At 58.1% G+C, this 13,252-nt stretch carries 9 protein-coding genes; 4 read left to right on the top strand and 5 right to left on the bottom strand.

Going from position 1 to position 13,252, the window contains the following annotated elements:
* The first annotated feature begins 62 nt into the window (after window positions 1-62).
* Window positions 63-1,511 carry an anaerobic nitric oxide reductase flavorubredoxin gene (gene norV / locus NNN71_RS05530; RefSeq protein WP_163446267.1) on the top strand — a complete coding sequence of 483 codons (1,449 nt, stop codon included), beginning with the start codon at window positions 63-65 and terminating at the stop codon, window positions 1,509-1,511.
* Complete coding sequence (gene norW / locus NNN71_RS05535) at window positions 1,508-2,641, top strand: NADH:flavorubredoxin reductase NorW (RefSeq protein WP_271458041.1); 1,134 nt, start codon at window positions 1,508-1,510, stop codon at window positions 2,639-2,641. The genes norV and norW overlap by 4 nt, the downstream gene beginning before the upstream one ends.
* Window positions 2,642-2,759: 118 nt before the next feature.
* Here the strand turns inward: norW and NNN71_RS05540 are convergent, their stop codons facing one another.
* The 5 genes from NNN71_RS05540 to NNN71_RS05560 all read right to left on the bottom strand — a co-directional run bounded on the left by NNN71_RS05540 (window position 2,760) and on the right by NNN71_RS05560 (window position 9,908).
* A complete protein-coding gene (locus tag NNN71_RS05540) occupies window positions 2,760-3,776 on the bottom strand; it encodes a HoxN/HupN/NixA family nickel/cobalt transporter (protein WP_163446269.1) in 1,017 nt (338 codons plus the stop codon).
* A gap of 11 nt (window positions 3,777-3,787) precedes the next feature.
* On the bottom strand, window positions 3,788-6,013 hold the full coding sequence (gene hypF / locus NNN71_RS05545; protein WP_271458042.1) for a carbamoyltransferase HypF: 2,226 nt from the start codon (window positions 6,011-6,013) through the stop codon (window positions 3,788-3,790).
* A 4-nt stretch (window positions 6,014-6,017) separates the two neighbouring features.
* The gene (gene fdhF, locus NNN71_RS05550; protein WP_167575159.1) at window positions 6,018-8,168 is read right to left on the bottom strand and encodes a formate dehydrogenase subunit alpha; all 2,151 of its coding nucleotides are present in this window, start codon (window positions 8,166-8,168) and stop codon (window positions 6,018-6,020) included.
* 36 nt (window positions 8,169-8,204) lie between these two features.
* Window positions 8,205-8,750 (bottom strand): electron transport protein HydN, encoded by a 546-nt coding sequence (hydN, locus tag NNN71_RS05555; RefSeq protein WP_064543184.1) that lies wholly within the window; start codon window positions 8,748-8,750, stop codon window positions 8,205-8,207.
* Between the two features lie 144 nt (window positions 8,751-8,894).
* Window positions 8,895-9,908: a LacI family DNA-binding transcriptional regulator gene (locus NNN71_RS05560; protein WP_163446273.1), complete on the bottom strand. Its 1,014-nt coding sequence runs from the start codon at window positions 9,906-9,908 to the stop codon at window positions 8,895-8,897.
* Between the two features lie 262 nt (window positions 9,909-10,170).
* On the opposite strand from NNN71_RS05560, the gene ascF reads away from it, so the two are divergent.
* On the top strand, window positions 10,171-11,628 hold the full coding sequence (gene ascF / locus NNN71_RS05565) for a PTS cellobiose/arbutin/salicin transporter subunit IIBC (RefSeq protein ID WP_271458043.1): 1,458 nt from the start codon (window positions 10,171-10,173) through the stop codon (window positions 11,626-11,628).
* Between the two features lie 20 nt (window positions 11,629-11,648).
* Window positions 11,649-13,073 carry a 6-phospho-beta-glucosidase gene (locus tag NNN71_RS05570; protein ID WP_271458044.1) on the top strand — a complete coding sequence of 475 codons (1,425 nt, stop codon included), beginning with the start codon at window positions 11,649-11,651 and terminating at the stop codon, window positions 13,071-13,073.
* The last annotated feature ends 179 nt before the right edge of the window (window positions 13,074-13,252 follow it).

Consider the following 13,252-nt stretch of genomic DNA (forward strand, 5'->3'; position numbering starts at 1 on the left):
GGCATGCAACCTGCAATAAGCAATACATCTTTTTTGAAAACGCTGAATTAATTGAGGTTGCTATGTCTATTCTGGTTAAAAATAACATTCATTGGGTTGGCCAACGTGACTGGGAAGTACGTGATTTCCACGGGACTGAATACAAAACCCTGCGCGGCAGCAGCTACAACAGCTACCTGATTCGCGAAGGCAAAAACGTCCTGATTGATACCGTTGACCATAAATTCAGTCGTGAATTCGTCCAGAACCTGCGCAGCGAAATCGACCTTGCCGATATCGACTACATCATCATTAACCACGCGGAAGAAGACCATGCCGGCGCGCTGACCGAACTGATGACTCAGATTCCCGATACGCCAATTTACTGCACTGCCAACGCCATTGACTCCATCACCGGCCACCACCATCACCCGGAGTGGAATTTCAACGTGGTGAAAACCGGTGATTCGCTGGACATCGGCAACGGCAAACAGCTGATCTTCGTGGAAACGCCAATGCTGCACTGGCCTGACAGCATGATGACCTACATGACCGGCGACGCGGTGCTGTTCAGTAACGACGCCTTCGGCCAACACTACTGCGACGAACGCCTGTTCAACGACGAAGTCGACCAGACCGAACTGTTCGAACAGTGCCAGCGCTACTACGCCAACATTCTGACGCCGTTCAGCCGCCTGGTGACGCCGAAAATTACCGAAATCCTCGGCTTCAACCTGCCGGTTGACATGATTGCCACCTCTCACGGCGTGGTATGGCGCGACAACCCAACGCAGATCGTTGAGCTGTACCTGAAATGGGCCGCTGACTATCAGGAAGATCGCATCACTATCTTCTACGACACCATGTCCAACAACACCCGCATGATGGCGGACGCCATTGCCCAGGGTATCAACGAAGTTGACCCGAACGTGGCGGTGAAAATCTTTAACGTCGCCCGCAGTGATAAAAACGAAATCCTGACCAACGTCTTCCGTTCCAAAGGCGTGCTGGTCGGCACCTCGACCATGAACAACGTCATGATGCCGAAAATCGCCGGCCTGGTGGAAGAGATGACCGGCCTGCGCTTTCGCAACAAACGCGCCAGCGCCTTCGGCTCTCACGGCTGGAGTGGCGGCGCGGTTGACCGTCTGTCTACCCGCTTACAGGATGCCGGTTTCGAAATGTCTCTGAGCCTGAAAGCCAAATGGCGTCCGGATCTGGATGCACTGGAACTGTGCCGTCAGCACGGTCGTGAAATCGCCCGTCAGTGGGCGCTGGCGCCGCTGCCGGAAATGAACACCGCGTCAGCCACAGCGAAAGAAGCGTGCGCCTGTGCCGCAGCAGCGGCGGCAGACCTCGGCCCAAGCATGCAGTGCAGCGTATGCCAGTGGATCTACGACCCAGCGAAAGGCGAACCGAACCAGGACGTCCAGCCAGGTACCCCGTGGAGCGACGTTCCGGACAACTTCCTGTGCCCGGAATGCTCATTAGGCAAAGACGTCTTCGACGTGCTGGCAACGGAGGCAAAATGAATCATGGCATTGTGATCGTTGGATCGGGCTTCGCGGCCCGCCAACTGGTGAAAAACATCCGTAAACAGGATGCGAGCGTCAAACTGACGCTCATCGCCGCCGACAGCATTGACGAATACAACAAACCAGACTTGAGCCACGTGGTGAGCCGGGGGCAAACCGCCGCTGACCTCACCCTGCAAACCGCCGGTGAGTTTGCCGAACAGTACAATCTGAACCTGTTTCCGCAAACCTGGGTCACCCACATCGACGCCGAGGCGCACGTAGTCAAAAGCCAGCATCATGAATGGCAGTACGACAAACTGGTCCTTGCCACCGGCGCGGCGGCAATCGTTCCGCCGGTGCCGGGCAAAGAGTTGATGTTAACCCTCAACAGTCAGCAGGAATTTGGCGCGGCACAAAGTACGCTGCGCGATGCCCAACGGGTGCTGATTATCGGCGGCGGGCTGATCGGCAGCGAGCTGGCGATGGACTTCTGTCGCGCCGGCAAAGCCGTCACCGTGGTCGACAATTCGGCCAGCGTACTGGCCTCACTGATGCCGCCGGAAGTCAGCAGTCGCCTGCAGCATCGCCTGACCGACATGGGTATCCATCTGTTGCTGAAAACGCAGCTCCAGTCGCTTGAACAGACCGCCACCGGCATTCGCGCCAGCTTTGACCGCGACCGCCACGTTGAGGTTGATGCGGTAGTGGCCGCCACCGGCCTGCGTCCGGAAACGGCGCTGGCGCGGATGGCTGGTCTTGAGATTAACCGCGGCGTGAAGGTCGACAGCACCCTGCGCACCAGCCACCCGGATATCTACGCGCTGGGCGACTGTGCGGAAATTAACGGTACGGTGATGCCGTTCCTGCAACCGATTCTGCTCAGCGCCATGTGTCTGGCGAAAAACATTCTCGGCCAGCCCGGCGAGCTGAAACTGCCCAATATGCTGGTGAAGGTGAAGACGCCGGATCTGCCGCTGCATCTGGCCGGAGAAACCCGCCGTCAGGATCTGAACTGGACCATTGAAACCCGCGCCGACGGCATGCTGGCGCAGGGCTACGACGAAAGCCAGCAGTTACGGGCGTTCGTGGTCAGCGAGGAAAGAATGAAAGAAGCATTTAGTTTGTTGAAGTCGCTCACCAGTTAAGAAGTCAGCGCTCTGTCCACTGTTTTACTTAACCCTCAAGCACAAGGAAGTATGGAAGTCTGATTTTGCCCCGGTGCCCCGGGGCTTTTTTTGTTTTGCGGTTGAGGCTTCTCTGCGCTTAGCGCACCACCAGCGCGTCATAATTGCGCCAGCGGTAGTTCACCATCGACACCAGCCAGCACAGCGCAAACAGGCCAATCACCACAAAGCCCGCGTTGCCGAGGTTGTCGCTCAGCATCGATACGCCGCTCCAGATACCGCCCGTCAGGTCAAATTTATCGATAATCAGCCCCAACGCTTCCAGGCCACCGATAAACAGCGCAACGACCACGGAAGCTCCGGTAATGGTCATGTTGTAATACAGTTTGCGCTGCGGCTTGTTGAAGGCCCAGCCGTAGGCGCCGACCATCAGGATGTTATCCAGTGTATCCACCAGCGCCATACCGCTCGCGAACAGCGCCGGGAAAACCATAATCGACCACATCGACATGCCGCTGGAAGCGCTGGCGGCAGAGATGCCGAGCACACCGATTTCGGTTGCCGTATCAAAGCCGAGGCCGAACAGGAAGCCGACCAGATACATATGCCAGCTTTTGCCGATCAGGCGGAAAGTACGGCTGAACAGCGCATTCATCAACCCACCGGTCACCGGGACGTCAGCAGAAACCGATTCCCCTTTTTTCAGCGCCTGGAAGCTGCGCCATACGCCACGTAAGATAACCAGGTTTACCAGCGCCATCGCCAGCAGGAACACGGCAGAAACCGTGGTGCCGATAATGCTGCCGGTTTCGTGGAACCAGCTCATCTTATGCTGGAAGGCGGTCGCCGTGGCGGCAATCGCCACCGACGCCAGTACCACGATGGAAGAGTGGCCGAGCGAGAACCAGGCCCCCACACCAAACGGGCGCTTGCCCTGCTGCATCATTTTGCGGGTGACGTTATCAATCGCCGCGATATGGTCAGCGTCCACCGCATGGCGCAGACCGTAGCCCCACGCCAGCAGGCTGGCGGCCATCAGCGCGCCATTATGGCCAAATGACTGCCACGCCCAGCCCCAGGCCAGTAGGTTCGCTAACACCAGAACCAACACCAGCAGCGATGCCCGCGGCTGTTGACGAAGAACATTCCACAACATGAATAACTCCTTTAAAGCTGATGACGAGCTGCCGCAATCACGGCCTGCCCGTATGAAATCGCCCCATCACCCGCGGGTAAGCGCTTCGGAAAGAGCAAAGTGAAATCGTGTAAATAATGCATTAACCGCGCTCGCAGCAGCGCGTTGTGCAGCACGCCGCCGCCAAACGCCAGCGTGGAAATTGCCGCTGGTTCAGCATGTTGACGCATTAAGGCCGCCACACCGCACGCCAGCGCATCATGAAACGCCCAGGCTTTTTGCGCGGGTGTCGCCTGCCAACTCAGCCACGTTTGCCAAAAGGTGGCGAGGTCTAGCTGGCCTTCACGCACCGGCATCGTCACCGGATGGGCGACGCCCGGGCAGGTGGTCGCCAGCGCCTCCAGCCGACACGCCGCCTCGCCTTCATAGCTCAGCATCTGCGGCGCGCAGCCCAGCGCGCAGGCTACCGCATCAAACAAGCGGCCGCAGGAGGAGGCCTGTGGGCTGTTCAACCCGCGCGCGATCGCCTGCTTCAGCAACGGCCAGTTTTGTTGTTGCAGCGGTTGGGTTTCAGCGAAGCTCTGCCAGTCGGGAACGAACGCCAGGCAGTGGGCCAGCAGATTGCGCCACGGCTGCTTCGCCGCCAGGTCACCGCCCGGCAGCGCCACCGGCGGCAGGCCGCCAAGATGCTCGCATTCCCGGTAGGTCACGCGCAGGCACTCGCCGCCCCACAGCGCGCCGTTCTCGCCCATTCCGATACCGTCCAGCGCCATCGCAATAACCTCGCCCCCGTCGAGCGGCCAGTCGTGCTCGGCCAGACAGGCGGCGATATGCGCATGGTGGTGCAGCACGCGTTGCTGTGGTAATGCGCTAGCATCTGCCCAATGTGAGGAACGGTAGCCACGGTGCGCGTCGGCGACGACGGCCTGCGGCGTAAAATCGTATATCGCCTGCATTAATCCCAGCGCCTGCTGCCACTGGCTTTCAACACCGTCGTCGGTCAGATCGCCAAAATGCTGGCTGACGACCGCCTGATCACCACGGACCAGGCAGAAGGTGTTTTTCATATCAGCACCAAGACACAGCATGGGCGGCACGTGATGAAAGCCCGGCGGCAGCGGCAGCGCATCCGGCACAAAACCGCGTGAACGGCGCAACATTTCTCCGCTCTGGCGCACCACCGAGTCGTCCATGCGCTGGACGATATCGCGGTTATGCAGCAAAAAACCGTCGGCGATGGCGGCGAGATCCGCCAGCGCCTGGTCATTGCTGAGGGCGGGCGGTTTGCCGCTCAAATTGCCGGAGGTCATCACCAGCGGGCGACCCAGCGCCTGCATCAGCAAATGCTGGAGCGGGTTGGCGGGCAGCATCACGCCCACCTCAGCCAAATCCGGCGCGATGAGGTCACAAAGCCCCGTCACACTCGCTTTATCCACCAGCACAATCGGCGCGGCGGGCGTGTTCAACAGCGATCTTGCGTCGATTGGCAGCGCATCGCTATTCGGCAGCATCACCGCCAGCGGTTTCGCCGGGCGATGCTTACGGGCACGCAGCCGTTCAACAGCCCTTTCGTTGCTGGCGTCGCAGGCCAGATGAAAACCGCCAATCCCTTTCACGGCGACGATGCCGCCAGCGTTCAGCAGCGCGACGGCGGCCTGAAGCGCGTCCTCTTTCTGCGCGCATTGGCTACCGCTAAGCCACGTCAGCCACGGGCCGCATTCGCCGCAGGCCACCGGCTGGGCGTGAAAGCGTCGATCATACGGGTTGCGATACTCCGCCTCGCACTGGGGGCAAAGTGGGAATGCCGCCATCACGGTGAAAGGCCGGTCATACGGCATAGCGTGAATAATGGTAAAACGTGGCCCACAGTGGGTGCAGTTGATAAACGGGTAGCGGTAGCGCCGCTCCTGCGGGTCGTTCATTTCCGCCAGACAGGCCGGGCAGGTCGCCGCATCGGGAACAATTTGCGTGCTCATCGCCCCACTCCCGCTCTGGCGGATAGTAAAGTCGGTTGGGATGGTCGGCCAGTCAAACGGCTCAATCTGGGTACTGTCGATGCGTGCAAGCGGCGGGCAGTACTGGTACAGCGCGGCGATGAAGTCCGCTTCATCGCCGTACAGGCGCAGCAGAACCCCGGCGCTGTCATTACAGACATCGCCCAGACAGCCGCGCTGCTGCGCCAGCTGCCAGACGAAGGGGCGGAAACCCACCCCCTGTACTTTTCCGCAGATGCGGATCTGCACGCCGTTTGCACTCATCTGATTACCCGTTAATTGCCGCTTTCAGCCGCGTTTTCATCGACTGATAGCTGTCCAGCGCAAAGGTTTCCGCCCAGTTCTGATCTTCAATCGGCTCAACCTTGACCGCACAGTACTTGGTTTCCGGTGTTTTCGAGATAGGATCAAGATTATCCTGCGTGAGTTCGTTGCACGCACCGATCCACCACTGATAAGTCATATACACGCTGCCGCGGTTGATACGTTCGCTCACGCAGGCGCGGCTAATTACCTTGCCGCGACGCGAGGCAACCCACACCAGCTGCTTATCATGGATACCAAGCAGTCTGGCATCCTGCGGGTTCATCTGCACAAAGCCGGGTTCATCGGCAAGCGATTGCAGCGCCGCGCAGTTACCGGTCATCGAGCGACAGGAGTAGTGCCCCACTTCGCGCACGGTGCACAGCACCAGTGGGAAGTCGGCATCCGGGGTTTCCGCCGGCGCGCGCCACGGTGCGGCGAACAGATGGCCTTTGCCGTCCGGCGTAGCAAACTGATTACCTTCATACAGGTACGGTGTGCCGGGATGATCGAGCGTTGGGCAAGGCCACTGCACATGGCCCATGTCACCCATTTTTTCGTAGGTCACGCCGTAGAACAGTGGGCACAGCTCGCGCATTTCGTCCCAGATTTGCTGGTTGTCGTCGTAGTGCATCGGATAGCCCATTTCGCTGGCAATCAGGCTGATAATCTCCCAGTCGCGCTTGACGTTGTACTTCGCGTCGATGGCTTTATCGAAGCGCTGGAAGCCTCGGTCAGCGCAGGTAAAGACACCGCCGTGCTCGCCCCAGGAAGTGGCGGGCAGCAGCACGTCCGCCTGTTCGGCGGTTTTGGTCATGAAAATATCCTGCACCACCACGAAATCGAGCGCTTCGAAGCCTTTGCGTACCAGCCCTAAATCCGCCTCGGTTTGCAGCGGATCTTCGCCCATGATGTAGTAGGCTTTGATCTTGCCTTCCATCGCCAGATGCGGCACTTCGGTAATGCGCACTCCGACTTTGTCGTCCATCAGGCTGGCATCAATCCCCCAGGCATTGGCGAATTTTTCACGCACCTGCGGGTCCGTCACGTCCTGATAGCCAGGGAACTGATTTGGCAGCACGCCCATGTCACACGCGCCTTGCACGTTATTCTGCCCACGCACCGGGCCAACGCCGACGGCTTCGCGCCCAAGGTTACCGGTCAGCAGCGCCAGGCTTGCCAGCCCTTTCACCACGTCAACGGCCTGGCCGAACTGGGTGACGCCCATGCCCCACATGATGGTCGCCGACGGCGCCGCCGCATAAGTGCGCATCGCCTGACGAACCTGTGCGGCAGGAATACCGGTCAGTTCTTCCACCGCTTCGGGCGCGTAGTCTTTAACGACTTCACGCATTTCATCCAGCCCGGTGGTATAGCGCGCAACATACTCTTTGTCGTACAGCTCTTCTTCCAGCAGCACATGGGCAAAGGCATTCACCAGCGCCATATTGCTACCGTTACGCATTTGTAGGTGCTGGTCGGCGATGCGCGCGGTTTCAATTTTGCGCGGGTCGCAGACGATAATTTTTGCCCCTTTATCTTTGGCTTTAATCACGCGTCGCGCCACGATCGGGTGCGAATCCGCGCAGTTGTAGCCAAAGACCAGCAGGCAACGGGAGTTTTCAATATCACCGATGCTGTTGCTCATCGCGCCGTTACCCAGCACTTCCTGCAACCCGGCAACCGATGGGCCGTGGCACACGCGGGCGCAGCAATCGACGTTATTGGTGTGCAGCACGCCGCGGGCGAATTTCTGCATCACATAGTTGGTTTCATTACCGGTACCGCGCGATGACCCGGTAGTCATAATGGCGCGCGGCCCGTATTTGGCTTTGATCTCACTCAGCCGTTTCGCGGTGTAGCGAATGGCCTCATCCCAGCTCACGGGGGTGAATTTGCCCCCTTTTTCATAGCGGATCATCGGCTGCGTCAGACGCGGCGTCAGCAGTTGGGTATCGTTCAGAAAATCCCAACCGTAGTAGCCTTTCAGGCACAGCTCATTCTGGTTCGTTTGCCCGTCAGCCGCCTCGGCGCGAATAATTTTACCGTGGTCGACGACCAGCTTCAGTTTGCAACCAGCACCGCAATAAGGGCATACACTCGTGATTTTTTTCATCAGTAACAGACCTGTTAAAAGAGAAATAAAGGATGATTAAAGAGAGATAGACGCAGCGCTTTCCAGCGCGGCGCGACGGCGTTTTTCCGCGCTAAGCTGTTCCAGCTTGTTGCGGTCTACGCAGAACAATGCGTGGGTCGGGCACGCTTCCATACAGGCAGGGCCTTCTTCACGGTGGAAGCAAAGGTCGCACTTGTTGGCTTCCGCTTTTTCCGCACGCACCTTCAGACCCGCGCCGCTGTCGCGCACAACCGGACGCACCACCACTTCCATGGCGCCGTACGGGCAGGCCACCACGCAGGTTTTGCAGCCAATGCAGCGCTCCTGCATCACGTGGATAAACCCTTTGTCGCGAACAATCGCGCCGTTCGGGCAGACGTTGGCGCACGGCGCGTCTTCGCACTGGCGGCAGGCGGTGGCCGTAGAAACATCTACGCCCTTAATAACGTGAATACGCGGCAGGAAAGACTGTGGCGTCAGCGCGGCGCAGTCCTGATCCTGCTGGTGAGAAACCACGCAGGCGACTTCGCACGTACGGCAGCCAATACATTTACTCGCATCAGCGATGATGAAACGGTTCATCAACTTCTCCAGCTATGACAGTGATTGCGCGGGAGAATGCATTATTCGAGCCAACTTTTATTTTATTGATTCGTAAGGGGATTTAAAAGAATGTCTGCCGGAACAGGCTGTCATCGTCACTAATGACGATGACAGCTGACGACATTAACGGTGTGGACCGGCGACGATGGACTCGCGCTCGATCAATTCGCCGGGGAAGGTTTGTTGATATTTAAAATCGCCGCCGTCGAGCATAAAAATAAGACGGTGAATCGTCTCTTTAATCATTTCCGTAACCGGAATACGCACGCTCGAGAGGGACGGAATCATATACGGCGCTAACGCAATATCGTCAAAGCCAATCACCGATACCTGCTGCGGCACCGCTATTCCGTGAGCATGAAGCCGCTTGATTGCCCCCACCGCCATATCATCGTTACTGGCCACCAGCGCGCTGAATGTCACCTGCCTTTCACGCAGAATATCGACACCTGCCGCGCCGGTGGCGGGCGTCCATTTTCCTTCCACAATCAGCTCATTACGTAGCGTAATGCCATGTTTCGCCAGCGCATCCTTATAGCCGGAAAGACGCTCAACGCCGGTCGGGGAATCCAGCGATCCGGTAATAAAGGCAATATCGCGATGGCCGAGCGTAATTAATTTTTCCACCGCCTGTTGGCTGGAGGATTTTTGATCGCAATAAACGCAGTGGCTGCTATTTCGGCGCAGACGACGATTAATGACCATCACCGGCTGTTGCTGCTGCTGAATAATATCGTCAATTTCGTCGACGCTTAAAAAACGTGGATAAATAATAATGCCATCACAGCGCAAATCGAGCAGATACTGAATCGCCTCACGTTCCTCTTCGGCACTGTGCTTGCCGTCGGCGAGTACCAGACGACGCCCCTGATCTTCCGTCATACTCGCCGCGTGATACAGCAGTTCGCTGAAGTACACGCCGTGGTAGAGAGTGTTGGTCACCACCAGGCCGAGCGTCTGCGTTTTTTTAGTGGCCAGATTACGCGCCAGAAGATTCGGCCGGTAGCCGCTCTCTTCGATGGCCAAAAACACCCGGTCTTTCGTCTCCTGACTGACATAACCGTTGCCCGATAGCACCCGGGACACGGTGGCTTTCGATACGCCCGCCCGTCGTGCCACCTCTAGCATCGTCGTCATATTCATACCTTTGAGAAATTATCTGTCCGCAGTGTACTTCACCGCCTGGCGATTTTCAGCAATGGTGAAACGGGTGAATCTTTCATCAGGGTTATTTCCTGTGATCGGTTTCACGAATCACTCAAAAACAAAATTTAGATCTTGTAGCAACAAAATAAACACATGATGATTATGTGGAACCGGTTTCCTATGCAGTGTTTCATCTTTTGAACCATTCAGGAGATGAACCATAAGTACCTTACTGATAAAACAGGATTTTCCGATGGCTAAAAATTATGCGGCTCTGGCGCAATCTGTGGTGAGCGCGCTTGGCGGCGTGGAGAATATCTCCGCCGTCACCCACTGCATGACCCGTCTACGCTTCGTACTGAAAGATGACACGTTGGTCGATAGCGCAACGCTTAAAGGCATCAGCGGTGTGATGGGCGTGGTACGCACCGACAGCCAGTGCCAGGTGATTATTGGCAACACCGTCTCGCAGGCCTTCCGTGAAGTGGTCAACTTGCTGCCGAACGACATGCAGCCAGCCGCTCCGGTCGGGAAACCGAAGCTGACCCTGCGTCGCATTGGCGCCGGGATCCTCGATGCGCTGATCGGCACCATGTCGCCGCTGATCCCGGCGATTATCGGCGGATCGATGGTTAAGCTGCTGGCGATGATCCTCGAAATGACCGGCATGCTGCCAAAAGGCGCGCCGACGCTTACTATTCTGACCGTCATCGGCGACGGCGCATTCTTCTTCCTGCCGCTGATGGTCGCCGCCTCTGCGGCGGTGAAATTCAAAACCAACATGTCGCTGGCGATTGCTATCGCCGGGGTACTGGTCCACCCGAGCTTTATTGAACTGATGGCGAAAGCCGCGCAGGGTGAGCACGTCGAGTTTGCCTGGATTCCTGTGACCGCGGTGAAATACACCTACACGGTGATTCCGGCGCTGGTGATGACCTGGTGCCTCTCGTACATTGAACGCTGGGTCGACAGGATTACGCCCGCCGTGACCAAAAACTTCCTCAAACCCATGCTGATCGTGCTGATCGCCGCGCCGCTGGCGATCCTGCTGATTGGCCCGATTGGGATCTGGATCGGTAGCGCCATCTCCGCGCTGGTGTACACCATTCACGGCTATCTGGGTTGGTTGTCGGTCGCCATTATGGGGGCGCTGTGGCCGCTGTTGGTAATGACCGGGATGCACCGCGTGTTTACGCCGACCATTATTCAGACCATCGCCGAAACCGGCAAAGAAGGGATGGTGATGCCATCGGAAATCGGCGCCAACCTGTCGCTCGGCGGTTCGTCGCTGGCGGTCGCGTGGAAAACCAAAAACCCGGAACTACGCCAGACCGCGCTGGCCGCCGCCGCGTCCGCCATTCTGGCTGGCATTTCGGAACCGGCGCTGTACGGGGTCGCCGTACGCCTGAAGCGTCCGCTGATCGCCAGCCTGATTAGCGGCTTTATCTGTGGCGCGGTCGCTGGTATCGCCGGGCTGGCCAGCCACTCCATGGCCGCGCCGGGGCTGTTTACCAGCGTGCAGTTCTTCGACCCGGCTAACCCGATGACCATCGTCTGGGTGTTCGGCGTGATGGCGCTGGCGGTGGTGCTGTCGTTCGTACTGACGCTGATCCTCGGCTTTGAGGACATTCCGGTAGAAGACGCCGCCGCCGAAGCACGCAAACGTCAGGCTAGCGCACCAGTCAATGCCGCAGCCGCACAGATTTCATAAATTTATTAGCGAGGTAACGCATGTCGACATTTCCGCAAGGATTCCTCTGGGGCGGCGCCATTGCCGCCAACCAGGCAGAAGGCGCCTATCTTGAAGGCGGTAAAGGGCTGACCACCGTGGATATGATCCCGCACGGCGTCAACCGTCTGCCGGTCAAACTGGGCCAGGAGAAGCGTTTCGCCCTGCGCGATGATGAGTTCTATCCCAGCCACCAGGCGATCGACTTCTATCATCGTTATAAAGAAGATATCGCGCTGATGGCGGAAATGGGCTTCGGCGTATTCCGCACCTCCATCGCCTGGAGCCGTCTGTACCCGAACGGCGATGAACTGACGCCGAATGAGGAAGGTATCGCCTTCTATCGCGATCTGTTCCGCGAATGTAAAAAGTACGGTATCGAACCGCTGGTGACGCTGTGCCACTTCGACGTGCCGATGCACCTGGTGACCGAGTACGGCTCGTGGCGTAACCGCAAGATGGTGGAGTTCTTTACCCGCTACGCCCGTACCTGCTTTGAAGCATTCGACGGGCTGGTGAAATACTGGCTGACCTTCAATGAAATCAACATCATGCTGCACAGCCCGTTCTCCGGGGCCGGGCTGGTGTTCGAAGAAGGCGAAAATCAGGATCAGGTGAAGTACCAGGCCGCGCACCACGAGCTGGTAGCCAGCGCGCTGGCCACCAAAATCGCCCATGAGATCAACCCACAGAACCAGGTAGGCTGCATGCTGGCGGGCGGCAACTTCTACCCCTACTCCTGCAAGCCGGAAGACGTGTGGGCGGCGCTGGAGAAAGATCGCGAGAACCTGTTCTTTATCGATGTGCAGGCGCGCGGCCGCTACCCGGCCTATTCGGCTCGAGTGTTCCGCGAGAAAGGCGTGACCATCGCCAAAGAAGCTGGCGACGATGAAGCGCTCAAGCACACGGTCGACTTTGTGTCGTTCAGCTACTACGCCTCACGCTGCGCATCGGCGGACATGAATGCCAACAACACCAACGCAGCCAACATCGTGAAGTCGCTGAAGAACCCGTACATTGAGGCCAGCGAATGGGGCTGGGGTATCGACCCGCTCGGCCTGCGTATCACCATGAACATGATGTACGACCGCTACCAGAAGCCGCTGTTCCTGGTGGAGAACGGTCTTGGCGCGAAGGACGTCGTCAACGCCGATGGACAGATCGACGACGATTACCGCATCAGCTATTTACGCGAACATATCCGCGCGATGGGCGATGCCATCGAAGATGGCGTGCCGCTGATCGGCTACACCACCTGGGGCTGCATTGATCTGGTGGCGGCATCGACGGGAGAGATGAGCAAGCGCTACGGATTCGTGTACGTCGACCGCGATGACGCGGGCAACGGGACGCTGGCGCGGACGCGTAAAAAATCGTTCTGGTGGTATAAGAAGGTGATTGCCAGCAACGGGGAAGATTTGGCGTAATGGCCCCGGAGCGTTGACGCGAGCGGCCACTCCCCCGCAATTGTCTCTTATACACAGCTCCCCGGCGACAGTGATCAGTTAGGAGGGAGATGTATTTGGATTGATCACTCCGTTGCGCTCCTTTTCAGCTCTCGCCACATAAATTGTACGGGCGCAGAGAGCGCGCAAGGGGCGGCCAG

The organism is Kluyvera sp. Awk 3 (assembly GCF_028069715.1).
Lineage (GTDB): Bacteria > Pseudomonadota > Gammaproteobacteria > Enterobacterales > Enterobacteriaceae > Kluyvera > Kluyvera georgiana_A.

Bases quoted from the DNA above. Each gene is read 5' to 3' on its own strand.
- norV (WP_163446267.1), top strand. From the start codon at position 63: ATGTCTATTCTGGTTAAAAATAACATTCATTGGGTTGGCCAACGTGAC.
- norW (WP_271458041.1), top strand. From the start codon at position 1,508: ATGAATCATGGCATTGTGATCGTTGGATCGGGCTTCGCGGCCCGCCAA.
- NNN71_RS05540 (WP_163446269.1), bottom strand. From the start codon at position 3,776: ATGTTGTGGAATGTTCTTCGTCAACAGCCGCGGGCATCGCTGCTGGTG.
- hypF (WP_271458042.1), bottom strand. From the start codon at position 6,013: ATGAGTGCAAACGGCGTGCAGATCCGCATCTGCGGAAAAGTACAGGGG.
- fdhF (WP_167575159.1), bottom strand. From the start codon at position 8,168: ATGAAAAAAATCACGAGTGTATGCCCTTATTGCGGTGCTGGTTGCAAA.
- hydN (WP_064543184.1), bottom strand. From the start codon at position 8,750: ATGAACCGTTTCATCATCGCTGATGCGAGTAAATGTATTGGCTGCCGT.
- NNN71_RS05560 (WP_163446273.1), bottom strand. From the start codon at position 9,908: ATGACGACGATGCTAGAGGTGGCACGACGGGCGGGCGTATCGAAAGCC.
- ascF (WP_271458043.1), top strand. From the start codon at position 10,171: ATGGCTAAAAATTATGCGGCTCTGGCGCAATCTGTGGTGAGCGCGCTT.
- NNN71_RS05570 (WP_271458044.1), top strand. From the start codon at position 11,649: ATGTCGACATTTCCGCAAGGATTCCTCTGGGGCGGCGCCATTGCCGCC.